General features: G+C 65.0%; 12 protein-coding genes. 5 read left to right on the top strand and 7 right to left on the bottom strand.

The features are described from left to right. Window positions 1-56: 56 nt before the first annotated feature. A complete protein-coding gene (locus tag P5205_08840; GenBank protein ID HSA10462.1) occupies window positions 57-818 on the bottom strand; it encodes a prepilin-type N-terminal cleavage/methylation domain-containing protein in 762 nt (253 codons plus the stop codon). A gap of 158 nt (window positions 819-976) precedes the next feature. Here P5205_08840 and P5205_08845 point away from each other — a divergent pair, with 158 nt between their 5' ends. Next, window positions 977-2,059 (top strand): DNA replication/repair protein RecF, encoded by a 1,083-nt coding sequence (locus P5205_08845; protein HSA10463.1) that lies wholly within the window; start codon window positions 977-979, stop codon window positions 2,057-2,059. A 16-nt stretch (window positions 2,060-2,075) separates the two neighbouring features. Here the strand turns inward: P5205_08845 and P5205_08850 are convergent, their stop codons facing one another. The 5 genes from P5205_08850 to P5205_08870 all read right to left on the bottom strand — a co-directional run bounded on the left by P5205_08850 (window position 2,076) and on the right by P5205_08870 (window position 8,858). Then, entirely contained in the window at window positions 2,076-3,371 is a 1,296-nt protein-coding gene (locus tag P5205_08850) for a Gfo/Idh/MocA family oxidoreductase (protein ID HSA10464.1), read from the bottom strand. Between the two features lie 3 nt (window positions 3,372-3,374). Next, on the bottom strand, window positions 3,375-4,460 hold the full coding sequence (locus P5205_08855) for a uroporphyrinogen decarboxylase family protein (GenBank protein HSA10465.1): 1,086 nt from the start codon (window positions 4,458-4,460) through the stop codon (window positions 3,375-3,377). After that, window positions 4,457-6,820: a glycoside hydrolase gene (locus P5205_08860; protein ID HSA10466.1), complete on the bottom strand. Its 2,364-nt coding sequence runs from the start codon at window positions 6,818-6,820 to the stop codon at window positions 4,457-4,459. The genes P5205_08855 and P5205_08860 overlap by 4 nt, the downstream gene beginning before the upstream one ends. A 15-nt stretch (window positions 6,821-6,835) precedes the next feature. Beyond that, window positions 6,836-7,846 carry a hypothetical protein gene (locus P5205_08865; GenBank protein ID HSA10467.1) on the bottom strand — a complete coding sequence of 337 codons (1,011 nt, stop codon included), beginning with the start codon at window positions 7,844-7,846 and terminating at the stop codon, window positions 6,836-6,838. Window positions 7,847-7,967: 121 nt separating this feature from the next. Beyond that, entirely contained in the window at window positions 7,968-8,858 is an 891-nt protein-coding gene (locus tag P5205_08870; GenBank protein HSA10468.1) for a prepilin-type N-terminal cleavage/methylation domain-containing protein, read from the bottom strand. Window positions 8,859-9,470: 612 nt separating this feature from the next. Between P5205_08870 and P5205_08875 the strand changes: the two genes are divergently transcribed. The 4 genes from P5205_08875 to P5205_08890 all read left to right on the top strand — a co-directional run bounded on the left by P5205_08875 (window position 9,471) and on the right by P5205_08890 (window position 15,983). Then, a complete protein-coding gene (locus P5205_08875; GenBank protein ID HSA10469.1) occupies window positions 9,471-10,550 on the top strand; it encodes a uroporphyrinogen decarboxylase family protein in 1,080 nt (359 codons plus the stop codon). A 46-nt stretch (window positions 10,551-10,596) separates the two neighbouring features. Beyond that, window positions 10,597-11,736, top strand: a complete 1,140-nt coding sequence (locus P5205_08880; protein ID HSA10470.1) for a PA0069 family radical SAM protein — start codon at window positions 10,597-10,599, stop codon at window positions 11,734-11,736. A 117-nt stretch (window positions 11,737-11,853) separates the two neighbouring features. Beyond that, a complete protein-coding gene (locus tag P5205_08885; GenBank protein ID HSA10471.1) occupies window positions 11,854-13,119 on the top strand; it encodes an MFS transporter in 1,266 nt (421 codons plus the stop codon). Window positions 13,120-13,247: 128 nt separating this feature from the next. Next, entirely contained in the window at window positions 13,248-15,983 is a 2,736-nt protein-coding gene (locus tag P5205_08890; GenBank protein ID HSA10472.1) for an alkaline phosphatase family protein, read from the top strand. Between the two features lie 166 nt (window positions 15,984-16,149). On the opposite strand, the gene P5205_08895 is transcribed toward P5205_08890, so the two are convergent. Continuing rightward, window positions 16,150-16,770 carry a DUF1080 domain-containing protein gene (locus P5205_08895; protein ID HSA10473.1) on the bottom strand — a complete coding sequence of 207 codons (621 nt, stop codon included), beginning with the start codon at window positions 16,768-16,770 and terminating at the stop codon, window positions 16,150-16,152. Between the last annotated feature and the right edge of the window lie 44 nt (window positions 16,771-16,814).

Raw genomic sequence — 16,814 nt, forward strand, 5'->3', positions numbered from 1 at the left:
GCAGCAAGACAAAGCAGCCCCTATCCGCCAACGTCGCTTGGCGCCGGCCCTGCTCCCTATTCCGGATCCCACATCCACCGAGGGTCGTAAATGCCGTTGCCCCCGAGCGCGGGAATGCCGGTCGCCGTCGCGCCGGTGGCATCCTGGCCGGGGAAGTACTGAAAGCCATAGCTGCTGACGCGCGCGGCGGCGGCGTGGCCGTCGGCAAAGGCGCCCGTGCAGCGCTTGTGATGGCGGTTGAAGGCGCGCTGCGGGTCGGAGGTCCAATACCCGCCGGACAACTCATTCAAAGGCGTGCGAAAATAGAGCTGTTGCATGTTCTCTTGCTCCACCCACAAATCCGGCCTGGTCTCGGTGGGGTTGGCGATCAGTCCCGCGTCCGCCAGCACGAGCGTGTCCACTGGCCGCTTGATGCGCGAGATCTTGATCGAGTCAACCAGCCAGCGGCCGATATCCGGATGGTTCATGGCGATGCCAAAGCCGCCGCGCACCGAGGGGCAGGCCAGGAGGTTCGCGGTGTTCTGATAGGGGCGCAGCAGGTCCGGCCACCAGGTGCAGAGGGTGTTGGGGAAGAACGACCCGGGCGGAGACGGCACCCGGTCGGCCAGCATCACGACCTGATCCCGGTTGTCCTGCTCGTACATCCTCATGCTCAGGCCGGTCTGCCGCATGTTGTTGAGACACTGGATCGCCCTCGCCTTCTCCTTGGCTCGGGCCAAGGCGGGCAACAGCAGGGCCGCCAGAATAGCGATGATGGCGATGACCACCAACAATTCGATCAACGTGAATCCCCATTGAATCGCGTTCGCTCGCTTCATGTGCGTGAAGGCCAGACTGTGGCGCCGTGTTAGTGCCTCAGGATAAGCTCCTCCCGCCAAGCGCACAAGCAGGCATGGGCCGAGACAACCCTCGGCCAGTCTGCCCGCCGGCACGAAAAACACTCGCCCGGCGGGCTCGCGAAATCCATGCTCCATTCATGCATCTGGCCCATTTGCGCCTCCGCGACTTCCGCAATTACGCGCGGATGGATGTGGACTTTGCCCCCGGCTTTCATCTGCTGCTGGGCGATAATGCGCAGGGGAAGACCAATGTTCTGGAGGCGATCTATCTCATGGCGACGCTGCGGTCGTTTCGCGGCGTGGGCGGCGCGCAGATGATCCGGCATGGACAGAAGGGCTATTTCGCGGGGGGCAGGATCGTCGGGCAAGGGGAACACGACGTCAAGATGTATTGGTCCAGCCGGGAACGAAGCCTGAGCCTGGATAGCCGGCCGGTGCGCAAGCTCAGCGATTACCTGGGGGTGCTGCGCACGGTTGTCTTCTGCACGGAAGACTTGCTATTGGTCAAGGGGGTGGCGCGCGTGCGGCGCCGTTTCATGGACCTGCTGTCATCGCAGACGCATCCCGCCTACCTGCCGCTTTTGCAGCGCTACACGCGGGCGTTGCGCTCCCGCAACGCGCTGCTGAAGCAGCCGGCCCCCGATCCAATGGCGTTGGACAGTTTTTCGCGGGAACTGGTCAAGGCCGGTGAAGAAATCATCCGTCTGCGGCGCGAGCTGGTCCCCAAGTTGTCGCCCCTGGTCCGGCTGGCCTATCGGCGTATTTCGAGCGCGGCGGAGGAACCGCGGCTGGATTATCGGCCGAGCGTCAAGCAGGACTTCGGCGTTGAGCTGGCGCAATCGCGCCGCCGGGAAGGGGTGTATCGCTCGACGCTGATCGGGCCGCACCGGGATGAACTGGAGCTGTTGCTGGACGACCGGCCGGCGGCAGCTTTTGGCAGTGAAGGCCAGAAACGCACGCTGGCCATCGCCCTCAAGCTGGCGCAGGCGGAGTACCTGACCGGCCTTCACGGCTCGCCGCCGGTGTTGCTCATTGACGACATCATGGGCGAACTCGACACGAAGCGCCGGGCTGGCTTCCTGCCGCTGCTGGACCGGGCGGAGCAATCGCGCGGCCAGGTCTTCATGACGGCGACCGAGGCGAGCTGGCCGGAGGGACCCGGGCGCGAAGTCCAGCGCTGGCGAGTGCGGGACGGGACATTGCTCAAAGAAAGCAAGTGACCCGCCGGCGCAGGGCTCAGCGGGGCGCGCCAGCTTGATTGCGGCAGAACTGATCGAGGTCCACGGTTCGCCCTGTCACGCGCGCCTGCTCGGCGGCAAAGGCGATCAGGTGGCTGTGCACCGTCGAAGCGAGCCCCGCTTCCAGCGGCGCCCCCGGCGGGCGGGTCATCTCGTCATAGAGCGCGTTGACCAGGCCCGCGTCGCCACCCCCGTGCAACTCGTAGCCTCCGTCCTCGGCCTGCACAGTGTAGCGCACCGCCTTGCCTTCATGCGCGATGAAGACCAGGTGCGTCCCGAATTGGTGGCGGTACGTCTCGCCGCCCTTGAGCACGCCGCGCGTCCCGTAAATCTCGATATGCCGGCCATTCTCGAACGCGGTCATCGTGAACGTGCCGGTCAATCCGCCTTCGAACTCCAGCGCCAGCACCTGCCGGTCCACGGCGTCGTTGTCGCAGCGGTAAACACAGCGGCCCCAGGGGCTGGTGCGGAGCCAGGCAGTGACTTCGTCCGCTGTGGCCTCCTGCGCGCGGTCATAGACCATGGCCAGCCACGGCGCGCGCATGTCGCCCGCGTATCGAAGCGCGTTGTATGGGCAAGTATCACCTGCCGGGCAGCCGTCGGTGCAGCGTGCCGGGGCTCCCGCCGGAGCCCGCTCACGGCGGAAGTAGTCCAGCGAACCGAAGCTCGCGACTCGCCGGCAGCGCCGCCCCGCCAGCCAATGCACGATATCCATGTCATGGCAGCACTTGGAGAGGATCATCGGGGAGCTTCTCCCCACGACGGACCAGTGTCCGCGCACGAATGAATGCGCCTGGTGCCACGGCATCACCCCTTCGCTGGCCTGGATCGAGGCCAACTCCCCCAGCGCTCCGGAGTCAATGATCTCCTTTACCTTGCGGTAGAAAGCGGCAAAGCGCAGGACGAAGCACACCATCACGCGCCGATCCATCTGGCGGGCCAGGCGCTCGATCTCCAGGACCTGCTCCACGCGTGTTGAGATAGGCTTCTCCAGCAGCACGTTGTACCCCAGCCGCAGGGCGCCCGTGCAGTGGCCGTAGTGATCGTTGTCTTGCGTGGCCACGATGATGAGGTCGGCCAGCTTGCCCGCGGCCAGCAGCGCTTCGGCGCTTGCGAATCCGCGGAACTCCGCCCGGCCCGAGATGCCGCGAATCTTCTCGACCCGCTCGGGCACCGGGTCGGCGCCCGCGACGATCTCAAAGCGATCCGGCCGGCGCGCGGCCAGCGCGGCATAGGTCTGCGCCCGCGCCCCGCACCCGATGCAGGCGAGTTTCAACGGCTTGGCGGTGGCCATAGATTACGGGCACATTTCATCCGCCGCCGCGAAGAATGCAACTATGTTTTCCCATGGCGTCTCCGGCCCCAGCACATGCGCCGGCGCCAGGATCAACCCGCCATCATGCCCCACCTCCCGGATGCGCGCCCGCACCTCCGCCCGCACCTCCGCCGGCGTCCCGAATGGCATCGTCCGCTGCACGCTCACCGTGCCCCAGAAGGATAGCCGGTCGCCGTAGCGCCGTTTGATCGCGGCCGGGTCCATGCACTCGGGCTGGATGGGGTTCAGGATGTCAACCCCGACTTCGATCAGCTCGGGAATCAGCTGCTCGATGTTCCCATCCGAATGGTAGAAAACAAACGCCCCGGGATTAGCCCGTTTCACGGCTCGCGCGGTGGCGGCCAGCCGCGGCTTCAGGAACTTGCGCCACATCTCAATGCTCATCAGCAAGCCCTGCTGCCCCGCGACATCATCGCCGGTGATGATGATGTCAACGCCCGCGCGCGCGAATTGCTCGGCGGCGAACTGCTGCAAAGCCGCCGTCCGCTCGAACAGGTAGTGCGCTCGCTCCGGCGCCGACGCCAGGTCCAGCATCAGGTCCTCCAGTCCACGCAGGTACCAGGCTTGCTCGAATACCGAGCCCGCAAAGGCCGCCACCGCCAGACCCCGCGCATGAAGATCGGCGACACGCTGCCGCAGGCCCCGAAACCGATACGGCTGGTCGAGGTCCGGCCAGGGATACTCCCGCAGCCGGTCGATCGGCACCATTCCGCGCAGCGGCGACTCGACCTGCGCGAAGTGGTGGAACGTGCCCGTCCGCCACCACACTCCCCATTCATCCACCTGGCCGCTCTCCAGTGCCGAACCGGCGGCGGCTTCTCCAAACCACTCGGTGAAGCGGCTTCGCGGCAGCCGGGTCGGTTCGGCAGTCACGCCGGTGATGTCCATGCCGAAGTATTCCCGCGGCGCCTGCGGGGCGCACCTCTCGCGCAGCAACCGCTCGATCGGCGGCGTGTAGCCGATCACCTCCTCGTAGAGCAGCCGCGGCACCCGGTCAATCGCCCGCCGCCCCAGCGCCCCCAGCACTCGTTCCCGTGAGGTCATCATTCCGCCTTGTACTCGCGGCTCTCCCCGCTCCCACGCCGCTTCACCACCACGCACCCCCCGCCCACCTTCACCCCGGTTTGCTCGAACTCCTTCCTCCCGAAGTTGGCGACCACTTCGACCTTGTCACCAAAGACAGTGCGCTGCACCGCCGCATCGGGAGTCAGCCATTCGAAGCCAGTCAGCGGCAGCCACGCCGTCTCCCGGTGCAGCGGGGAAAAGAACTCATAGTGCCGCTTGATTTGCCCCCGGCGCTTCTGGAATTCCGGCACGTTGAGATGATACAGCGGCGGCACCTGGTAAAGCAGCTCCAGCAGCTCCACGGTCCGGGCTTCGTCTTGCGCCTTCAGGCTGGCGAATGACCAATTATGCGTGGCAACCACCGAATCGTGGAACACCGTCTCAAACAACGGCAGCCTGAACCGCGGCTCGAAGTAAATATACCGGTGTTCCTCCTTGAGCGGCACGGGCTTGAAGAAAACGCTGGGCTCGTCCGGCGGGTAGTAGGATCCGAGATAATACTTGGATTGCTTGTTGGTCAGGTCCGGATCGCCCCAGCCAATGACCGGCGTCATTACCCCATGCGCAAAGTGAACCGTCGCGGCCACGCCGGCGGAGCAGCCTTCGGTGCCGATGACCGCGCCATAGGTGTCGCGAATCCACGCCATGCGCGACTTGCGGGCTTGCATGTCCGAAAGCTGCGTGGCGGGATGCCGCTCCGAGTAGTCGTCAAAGTACTCCCCAAAACCGTCGCAGTCTATGAACCACGAGTTGGCATGGAACGCCTTCATCAGGCCCGACACGCGCTTCTCGACGTATGGCCGCGCCGCGTCGGGGCTTAGCAGATACCCTTTCTTCTTGAACCCGCGCCGCTTCGTGCCGTCGGCGTTGACAATGGCGCCGGTCGCATACAGCGCCGCGTCGAACTGCGCGGTCTCCCAGGTGTCCGGCTCGTTCGGCCGGTGAATGCTGTGATACGAATCGTAAGGGCCGATCAGGAATCCCGCTTGCTTCGCAGCCGATACCGTCCCCGGCCGGTCCAGGAATCCTCCCCAGTCGTCGCTGCCCAGCCACAGGCGATCCAAGCCCGCCGCCGCAAGCTGCTGGATCATTTTGGGCGAGGTCCCATTGCCCCAGGTATCAGGTCTGTTCAGCAGGCCCGGGAATGCCGCCGCCAGCAAGTGCGAGTTCAGCCGGCAGAGATCCGCCCGGCTCAACTTGCTGCGGTCGGACTTCAGGAGGGAGGCGATGTCCGGCTCCAGCGCGACGGCTTGCCACGTCGCCACGTCGCCAAACTGCGGCTGCCGGAGCAGGCGGTTGAGGGCCTCGATGACTTGCGACTTCTGGTAACGGTCCGGCCACTGCGCCTCGAGGATTTGGCTGACCATCGCCTTGGCCTCCGGCTTTAGCAGGCCCCAAATCCGCCGGGCAGGCGGCGGCCCGGAAGCTGCGTCCCCGTCCTTCAGCGCCCGGGCAAGCCCTTTCCAATCGGCGACATCAGACGGGTCGAGCGGCTCACTGCCCCAGAGATAAACATGCGCCGCGCCGGGCAGTTTCCCGGCTTCAGGCGTCTTCCGCACCTTGTCGCTGAAGCTGACGAACTCGTCGTGCTCCATAAGCCATTGCCGATACCGCCGGGCTGGTTCGACCAGTGAATTGGTTCCCAACTCGAAGACCACCGCGTATTCTTTCACCGGGTGGTTGCGGGTGAACTGGTGCGTCAGGCGCGCCTCCAGCGTGTTGTCCGGCGCGCGAACAAACTGCAGTTGGTTATTGAAAGGGTTGGTCAGGATGCACGTCAGCGTCCACGTCCGCGGCCACGGTTGAGACGCGACAGCCAAGCGATACTCCAGTCCCACGAAGGGCATGGTGAGATCCGCGGTGGTGTTCATCACAGCCTGACTGGTTAGAAATCTCTCCCAATTCGTGTCGCCGCACGGCGCATACACGCCTTCAGAGAGCGGCAGAATCCAGCCCGAGGCCGGGGCGCGCGCGGGAAGGATGGGAAAGGTGAACTCACCAGGCTCCGCCGCCAGGACATGGATCGAAAGGCGGGTTTCCTCCATTGCGAGGCTCAGGGAGATCTGGCGGTCGGGAAACGACCACCGGGCCTTGCTTGGATTCATGTCGCGGTCAAAGATCAGATTGGCCACTCGGCCAAGATTGGTCTGGGCCGCGGACACCACTACCTCACGCAGGTTGCCGCTTCTCAGCGCGACTTCCAGGGTGGCCGGATCAAACCGGGCGACGGAGTTGGTGCTTTGGATGTAGTAGCCGCCTCTGGCAGGTAATCCTCCAGGAAACAGTGCCCCCAGCAATAACAGCAGCGCACCACCTCCGTGGCCCCACTTGGCGAAAGGCATCTTGGCGAATCGCGCTCAGCGGCCCCGGCCGCCCGCGCGACCCCCCCCACCGCCACTTCGGCCGCCAAACGAGACCGCATGCCCGCCAAAGCCACCCCCGCGCCCGCCGGCGGAAATCGCTCGGCTGCCGGAACTGCCGCCGCTGCGGAACCCGCCACCAGTGCTGGTGAAGGCGGCCGGTCGCGCAACGGCACCGGCCGAGCGGAACCCGCTGCCCGGCGCCGGACGGGAAATTGTGTGCGGGCCCGGCCTGGCCAAGGAGCGCCCGCCCGAATAATGCGGGTAGCCGTGAGAGCCGCCCCGGCCGTAGTAGCCACTGTGGCCGTAATGACCGCCACGTCCCCAGTAGCCGCTATAGCCACAGTAGTTGCCGCCGCCGTGACGCCCCCAGTACGGGTAGCGGTAACCACAGTATCCGCGATACGGGTAGCAGCCGTAAGAGAACGACAGCGCGGGCCAGTAATACGGCCACGAATAACCCCAGTTGTAGTAGCTGTAGTCGTATGCGGGATACGCATAGGAGTAGTAGGTCGGATACGCGTAAGTTGCCGCCGGGGCGCTGTAAGCGTAACTGGCGTAAGCCGGAGCATACTGGGCGGCCGCGCCCGAATTGTCCCGCGGCGCTGCGGCAACCGCTGTCGCCGGCCCGGCCCGCTGCGCCTGCGCCCTGACCTCCGCCCCGCGCTCCAGCATCGCCGTGAGAATCTCCGGCTTCACGCCGCGTTCCTTCAAGGCGATGATTTCCGCCGCGCTGGGATTGTAGGCAACCGAAGAGTTCCTGATGAAAGTGGTGATGACCCCGGTGTCGACTTTCGCATCTGCGAGCTTCAACACGTCCGCGATGCCGGCCGAGTATGTCGCCACGGGAGCGCCCGGCGCCACGGCCGTGCTGGACTCGGCCGCGCCTGGCGCAACGACGTTAAGAGCGTTTGATTTGGCGGAGCCCCCAAGCACCACGGCTCCCGCCAACAGCCAGGCACCGAGGACGTGGCCGATCCGACGCTCGCTTTGTTTGACCGCTTTCATAACCGCTGCCAGTAATGACGATCTACTCTACCATCCTATTCATAGCCCCGCTGTCAAGGGGCAGACAGCGATTGGCGCTCGCGCCTTGGCCGGTCGCGGGCCAATTTTCACCCGTGTTCTATTACTTAGGACGTGTCGCGCGATCTTGCATCCACGCAATATCCACGTTGTTGGGCTGCGGAAGCGGTGTGCTGCCATTGAAGATCACGCCGCCTTCCATGATTGGTTGTGTGGTGCGCCCATCGCGCCATTTCTTGATCTCGGAATGGCCATCGCAATAAGCAATGCCGCAAGCACCGCCATGGTAAGAACCCGGGATGTCCAGCCACTTGTGGGAGGCGGGGGCGTAGGGTGAGTAGCCGGACATATCCTGGATATAGTTGCCCCAGTTGATTGCGTCTTCGCGCTGGTCAATGAAAAGCGAGATCTTATCGGGCCCGGGTTTGCTGAGATGGCCGTATTTCAAGTATAGAAGGTATGCGGACATGTTCCCGGTGCTGATGGCCTTGCCGCCAAATCCGCCCACAAAGGCGTTCATCGCCACGCTGCGCAATCGCGGCCGGCGCGCCCCGCTCAACGTCACATACGACTTGTCCGCGGGACAGCGAAAGATGCCTGCGTTCTTGCCGCAATACGGCCACAGCGGGCTCTTCTCGAGGTCCACCCTCGGATCCCAATTGGAAGCGTTGCCGGGATTGAAATCCATCTTGCCGGTGCACCAGGTGAAATCCCACGAGGCGTCCCGCGTGCTGAGCGACCCGACATTGGCACTCGCGTAGAGCAGCTTGTCGTTATTGTCCTCGGTGTACATGCGCCAGGCCATGGCAAGCTGGCGCGTGTTATTCATGCACTGCACGCCCTGGGCCTTGAGCTTGGCGCGCGTCAGTGCCGGCAACAGCAGCGCGGCGAGGATCGCGATAATGGCGATGACCACCAGAAGCTCGATTAGGGTGAACCCGCGTGAAAGCCGCGGATGTATCCGGATGGGTAAGCACAGAGGCTTCGCTTTCATCAACCGTCAGAATGCTCGACCAACCGCCCAAAGGCAAGGCACAAAAAGAGTTCCATTGTGGATTTCTGTGATCTGCCAACAGCGGCTTTTACCCGCACAACCCGGACGGCTGAAACATAGGGATTAACAGGTCACCATTGCTCCCCAACCGGAACCGGATAGGCCCTACCGATTTCCAGCCCGCGCACTGTCCATATTTTGGACAGTCCTGCTGCCCGCCTGTCTTTTCCAGTTACCGCTGACCTCGGCACCCTTGGCTTGGGGATACTGTGGCGGCATGGTGGTGCCCCGGTGTGTATCCCATGGGGAGCGCTCCCCATGGGATACACACCGGGGCACCACCCCACTAACAAGCCATCCCCCAGCCAGCCGCAAGCCGACGCCAGCGGGCTGGGCTGCATCCGGCTCAACCATCCGTTGGCAGGGCAAGGACGCCTCGCCGAGATGTCCGGTTGCGTGCCCAGACGGACGTTTCGGCGAGGCGTCGCCGCCAAACAGATCAGCTTGATGCCCCACTGGGCAACGGAATGTTCCCGTTAATCTTGCTGACAGGCACCCGGGTTAAAGTTACATACTCAGGCCACGCCCCGATGAATGGGCCGGACCAGCAGCATGAATCCGAAACAGCGCGTTCTCGCCACCCTTAACCGCCGGCCCGTGGACCGTCTCCCCGTGGATCTCTGGCACACGCCCGAAATCGCCGCCGCGCTGCGCCAGGATCTTTCCGTGGCTGATGACTTTGCCATGTGGCGCGCGCTCGGCCTGGATAAGATCGTCTGGGTGTTCATGGACTACCAGACCGAGGCTGGCGACCGGGCCGGGGCGCAATCGGGCGCGGGCGCCGAGTCCGCCGGCGACCGCACGATGTGGGGCGTGCCGCTCAAGGAAATCCAGGCCGGCGAAGCGTGCTACGCGGAATTCGCCGCCGCGCCAATGGCCGGCTACGACACGCCGGCGGCGCTGGATCGCTATCCCTGGTGGCCCAAGGTGGAACGCTTTGCCTACGACGCGGCGATTGACCTGGCCCGGCGCGCGGCGCAGGACTACGCGGTGATCGGGCCGTGGGTGTCGTTCTTCGAAATCTACTGCCAACTGCGCGGCCTGGAGCAGGCACTGCTGGACCTGTTGGAGAATCCCGCGTTGGTCGAGGCCACGCTCGACCGCATCGAGGCGATCCAGACCGAGATGATGCAGCGCTTCTTCAACCGCGCCCGGCAATACCTCGACCTGGTCTTCATCAGCGACGACATCGCCGGTCAGAAATCGCTGCTGTTCTCGTCGCGGATGTGGGAACGCCATCTCCAACCCCGGTTGAAGCGCTGGTGCGACCTGATCCATGCGCAGGGGCTGAAAGTCTTCTACCACACCGACGGCGCGGCGCGTCCGCTGCTTAAGTCCATCCTCGATTGCGGCGTGGATGTGCTCAATCCCATCCAGCACGCCTGCCCCGGAATGGACCTGGCCGGGCTGAAGAAGGAGTTCGGCGCGCGCGTTATCTTCCACGGCGGCGTGGACAACCAGACCGTGCTGCCGCGCGGCACCGCCGACGACGTGCGGGCCGAGGTCGGCGAGCTCCTCCGCACGCTGGGCGCGGGGCGCGAGGGCTTCATCTGCTGCTCCTGCCACAATGTCCAGGCCGGCACGCCGCTGGAAAACATCTTCGCCATGGTCGAAACCGTGCAGCAGTCCTGACACGAGTGGTTTGCCGGCTGGGGTCGGCTCGCCTACATTAGGATCCGTGAAACCCAGCCGCCCATCGCCGCCGGCCCGCGGCGCCGGCCGCAACCCGCCCAATCGCTTCGAGCGGCTCACGCTGGAGCGCGACGCGGACTGGGACCCCGAGCAGGACCCGCTGCCGCGCACGCAGTTCCTCCGCGATCGCAGCCGCAGCATTATTTCCCACAACGACAGCCCGGACATCGGTTTCGAGGCCAGCCTCAATCCCTATCGCGGCTGCGAGCACGGCTGCATTTACTGCTTCGCGCGGCCCACGCACGAATACCTTGGCTTCTCCGCCGGCCTGGACTTCGAGACGAAGATCATGGTCAAGGATGACGCGCCCCGGCTCCTGCGCAATGAGTTGTCAGCCCCCGGCTGGGTTCCCAAGGTCATCTCCCTGAGCGGGGTGACAGACCCCTACCAGCCCGTCGAGCGCCGGCTCAAGCTGACCCGCCGCTGCCTGGAGGTGCTGGCCCAATTCCGCAACCCGGTGACGGTCGTGACCAAGAACAGCCTGGTGGCGCGCGACCTGGACCTCCTGGCCGAACTGGCGGGCTGCCAGGCTGTCGTCGTGTATATTTCGCTCACCACGCTCGACACCGAACTGCGTAAAATACTGGAGCCGCGCACCTCGCCGCCCGCCGCGCGGCTGGCGACTATCGGCGCGCTGGCCAAAGCCGGCGTCCCGGTTGGCGTGCTGGTGGCGCCCGTCATTCCCGGGCTGACCGACCATGAGATTCCGGCGGTCATCGCGGCTGCGGCGAAGGCGGGTGCGAAGTTCGCGGCCCATTCCGCCCTGCGCCTGCCGCTGGCCGTGGCGCCCCTCTTCGAAGAATGGCTGGCCCGGCATCTGCCGGAGAAGAAGGACAAGATTCTGCACCGTGTCCGCGCGATGCGCCGGGGCAAACTCAACAACCCGGAGTTCGGCTTGCGGATGCGCGGCGAAGGCATCTTCGCCGATCAGATCTCGGATCTGTTCCACGTGGCATGCCGCAAAGTCGGCTGGACCGGCGAAGGGCCGGAACTGTCCACCGCCGGCTTCCGCCGCCCCGGCGCGGCGCAGTTGCCCCTGGCCCTGCCGGGGAGCGATACGCCGCTGCCGGGAGTGCGCGCAACAGGAAGTTGCGGCACAGCTCGCACCGGCGCTAACCAATCGTAAGGGCGCCCGCTCAAAAACAGGTTGCCCGGCTGCCGCAGCTCTTCCACCATGCCGCCCGCAATGGCTGAGCCGGCAACGACCACCCCTCCCCCGCCGCACGCGGCTCCCTCTGCTTCCATGCGGCCTACGCACACGCGTTACTGGGTGATCGTGTTTGCGGTGGCGCTGGCGATCATTCAATACATTGACCGGGTCTGCATCTCGCAGGCGGCGCCATTCATCTCGGCGGACCTGGCCCTGGACAAGCGGCAGATGGGGTGGGTGTTTTCCGCCTTCACGCTGGCGTATGCGCTCTTCGAGATACCGGCGGGCTACCTGGGAGACCGGATCGGCCCGCGCAAGGTGCTGCTGCGCATCGTGATGTGGTGGTCGTTCTTCACCGTCGCCACCGGCTGGGTGTGGAATTGGGTGTCGCTGCTGGTGACCCGGTTCCTGTTCGGCGCGGGCGAAGCGGGCGCCTTTCCGAACCTGACCAAGGCCTTCCACCGGTGGCTGCCGCTGCACGAGCGCACGCGGGCGCAAGGCATCATGTGGATGAGCGCGCGGCTGGGCGGAGCGTTCACGCCGGCACTGGTGTTCCTGTGCCTGCAATATGTGACGTGGCGCCAGGCGTTCCTGCTCTTCGGCGTGCTCGGCATTGCCTGGGCAATCATCTTCTTCTGGTGGTATCGGGATGACCCCCGCGCCATCAAACAGGTCAACGCTGCTGAGGCCGCGTTGCTGCCGGCTGAGACGAGTGAAGGCCGCCATTTCAAAGCGCCTTGGAAGCTGCTGTTCACCTCGCGCACCGCCTGGTGCCTCTACGGGCAGTACTTTGCCTGCAGCTATTGCTTCTACTTCTTCATTACGTGGTTCCCGACCTATCTGCTGGAAGCCCGGCACTTCGAGCTCGGCAAGGGCTCGCTGCTGGCCGGCTTGCCTTTGCTGTTGGGCGCGTGCGGCTCCTTCTTCGCCGGGTGGATCTCGTCCCGTCTGGGCCGGCGCCCGGGAGGGGCGGCGAGCTCGCGGCGGGCCCTGGGGGCGATCGGCAGCATCGGGGCCGCCTGCCTGCTGGTGTTGCCCACCTGGCTGGTGAATCCTTACCTCGCCGTAGCCGCGATCGCGCTGGTGGGTTTCTGCAACGACATCCAGTTGCCCGGCGCCTGGGCGTCCTGCATGGACGTGGGCGGCAAAGCGGTCGCCACCCTCTCCGGCACGATGAACATGATGGGCAACATTGGCGGTTTCGTCTCCCCGATCGCCTGCGGTTACATCGTCAAGCAGACGGGCAACTGGAACCTGGCCTTCTACTTCACCGCCGGCGCCTACTTGCTGGGCGCGCTTTGCTGGCTGGCCATGGACCCCGTCACGCCGCTCGAGCAACAGGCCCGGCGAAAAGCCTGAACGTGGGCGAAGCATCGCCTCGCCGCCTCCGCCCCTCGGCTGTCCGAATCCATCACTCCGCTCGCCGGTTGCTTATCTTCGCATTTGAGTCCGCGGGCCAAAGAGTGTACAACCTTGCCGCCGTTCAGATGAAATCTCCGCAATCAAAGCCGTTGACTTCGCCAACCTCCTTGGGCGCCTGCGCCTGTCTTCTTCTCGCCGGACTGCTCGTGGGTTGCCATGCCCCGCCCTCGTCCGTAGCGCCGGATTCCACCAAAGACACTGTCGGGCGCGTCGGCTCGAACCGGTATTTCACCCCGGCCAACCAGATTCTCACGCCAGCCGGATTGCAGGTCGAGCTGCCGGGCATGCGGCCGCAGGCGCTGGCGCTGAGCCCCGACGGCAGACTGCTGGTCACCGCCGGCAAGACCCACGACCTCGTGGTCCTTGACCCCGCCTCCGGCAACGTGCTCCAGCGAGTTCCGCTGCCTTCCGAGAAGGACCTCGACCCCACACCCGAGCCCGTCTCCGACCACATTCTCCAGCCCGACAAGGACGGCCAGCTCAGTTTCACCGGGCTGGTCTTCTCGCCGGACGGCTCGCGCATCTACCTGGCTAACGTGGACGGCAGCATCAAGGTGTTCGCCGTTGCGCAGGAGGGCAAAGTGGTCAGCGCGTTCACCATGCCACTGCCGCCGGCAAACGCCCCGCGGCGCGTGCGTGAAATCCCCGCCGGTCTCGCGGTATCGTCTGACGGCAAACGGCTCTACGTGGCACTGAACCTCTCGAATCGCCTCGCCGAGTTAGACGCCGCCACAGGCAAAGTCCTGCGCCTCTGGGACGTGGGCGTCGCGCCGTACGACGTCGTGCTGGCCGGGAACAAAGCGTATGTGAGCAATTGGGGCGGGCGGCGGCCGGACTCGAACAGCGTCACCGGCCCTGCCGGACGGGGCACACTGGTCCGCGTGGACCCCGTGCGATTCATCGCCAGTGAAGGCTCGGTGTCCGTGATTGAGCTGGGCCAGGGTGGGGTTGCGCCCAAGGCCCAAAGCCCGAAGTGCGAACTGCTGACTGGCCTGCACGCCTGCGCCATGGCGCTCTCGCCCGACGGGCGATGGCTGGTCGTGGCCAATGCGGGCAGCGACACTTTGAGCGTGATTGACACCCGCACCGACGCACTGGTCGAGACCATTTGCGCCCGGCAGAACCCGGCCGACCTGTTTGGCGCGCAGCCCAATGCGCTGGCGTTCAACAAGTCTGGCAAACAGCTCTTTGTGTGCAACGGCACCCACAATGCCGTGGCCGTGTTCGACTTTGCCCCCGGCAAGTCGGAGTTGCTGGGGCTGATCCCGGTTGGGTGGTTTCCCGGTGCCATCGCGCACGATTCGCAGCGCCAAATGCTCTACGTGGCCAACATCAAAGGCCTCGCTTCCACCCAGACGTTGAATCCCGCCAGGCAAACCGGCGCCAACACCCATCAGTATCGCGGCGCGCTCTCGCTGGTGCCGGTGCCCTCTGCTCGCGAATTGGAGGCGCATACGCGGGCCGCGCTCGCCAACATGCGCTATCCGCTGCTGCGCCAGGCGGCCCTGAAGCCGCGGCCCGGCCAGCCTCCCCGACCGGTGCCTGAGCGCGTGGGCGAACCCAGCGTCTTCAAGCACGTCGTTTACATCATCAAAGAAAACCGCACCTACGACCAGGTGCTGGGGGACATGCCGGAAGGCAACGGCGACCCGTCGCTGTGCATCTTCGGCGAACGCGTCACGCCCAATCAGCACAAGCTGGCCCGCGAGTTCGTGCTGCTCGACAACACCTACTGCTCGGGCATCCTGAGCGCCGACGGCCACCAATGGGCCACCACCGCCTTTGCCACCGACTACATGGAGCGCTCCTTCGCCGGCTTCCCCCGCAGCTACCCGGATGGCATGGAAGACGACGACACGGACGCCCTGGCCTATTCGCCCGCGGGATTCATCTGGGACAACGCCATCGCCCACGGCAAGTCGCTGCGTAACTACGGTGAGTTCGCCATCACGGAGACGCGTTGGAAAGACCCCGCAAAGAAAGGCTCGCCCAGGTTCCTCGATTACTACCGCGACTTCATCAACCAAACCGGCGCAATCGAGATTCGCAGCCGTCCGGCCATCGAATCGCTCCGCCCCTACCTCGTGACCAACACCGTCGGCTGGAATATGGATATCCCGGATGTCTTTCGCGCCGCGCAGTTCATCGCCGAGCTCAAGCAGTTCGAGCAGCGTGGCGAGTTCCCTAACCTCTGCATCATGTGCCTGCCGAACGACCATACCAGCGGCACCCAGGCCGGTTCCCCCACGCCCGACGCGCAAGTGGCCGACAACGACCTCGCCCTGGGCCGGATTGTCGAGGCCATCAGCCGCAGCCGGTTTTGGCCCCAAACGTGCATCTTCGTCATCGAGGACGACCCGCAGAACGGCTGGGATCATGTCAGCGGCTACCGCACCACCGCCTACGTTGCCAGCCCCTACACGCGCCGCGGCGCAACCGTCAGCACCCAGTACAACCAGACCAGCCTCATCCGCACGATGGAGCTGATGCTCGGCCTGCCCCCGATGAACCAGCTCGACGCCACCGCTACTCCGATGACCGATTGCTTCACCAACACGCCCGACTTTGCCCCCTTCACGGTGTTGCCGAACAACATCCCCCTTGACCAGATGAATCCCGAACCCCGGCAACACTCCGACCCGCTCCTGCGCAGAAACGCCTACGCCTCCGCCCGCCTGCCGCTGGACCGGATTGACCAGTGCCCCGAAGACGTGCTCAACCGAATCCTCTGGCACGCCATGAAAGGTCCCCAGGCTCCCTATCCCGCCTGGGCCGTCCGGGTCCAAAAGGACGATGATTAGCGCTCCTCTCTCCGCCGCGCTCGCGCCGCTGCGTTCCACCCCGGATTCGTAAGTACAACAGAGATTACGCTCACCCCCTGTCCGGAGCTTGCTTCGGGTTTGCCGGAACCTCTGTGTTTACGCGGAAGCGGACGCCTCGGCGGCCACGGTCTGGCGGGAAGAGCGATTATGGCGAACCGGCCTTCTGCGTTGGCGGCAGTTCCTGGATGCGGAGGTTGCGGAAGTCGAAAGCCTTATTCTCCGCCTGGATGCCGATGTAGCCGCGGGCAGCGTCCAGTTGGTTGAACTCCCAGGCCCGCTCGCCGTCCACGTCCAATGTGATCTTGTTGCCGCGGGCTTCGATGCGGAACTTGACCCATGTATTCAAAGGCATCGGCGGCGTCTCGGCAGGCACCATGGTCTTGTAGCCTTTGACGAGGCTGCCGAGCGCGCTGCGCAAGAGGTTGACCTGCCAGCCGTCCTTGGGCCACGGCTTGCCGTCCAGGCCGGCGCGGAGAAAAAGACCGCTGTCGTACTGCGGCACCAGCGCGCGCCACTCGGCTTCGAGAATGAAATCGCCGTATTGTTTCTCCGACCGCAGCCAGCCCATGCCGGTGACAAGGCGCAGATTGCCGTTGGTGACCGCAAAAGTCACATCATGCACCGGCACCCAGCCCGACAGGTCTTTGCCGTTGAAGATTGATTCCCAGCGCCCCTCCCTGGGAGTTTCAGCGGCCGGGCCCGTTAGAGTTGTGGCGAAGCAGGCCAGCAGAGCGGCCACCCAGAGTTTCGGCAGTGTCGTTCGCATGCAGGTGTGTGGATCAAAATGGTTGCGCGGGCGGAAACGTAACG

This window comes from Candidatus Paceibacterota bacterium (assembly GCA_035452965.1).
Taxonomy (GTDB): Bacteria; Verrucomicrobiota; Verrucomicrobiia; order Limisphaerales; family UBA8199; genus UBA8199.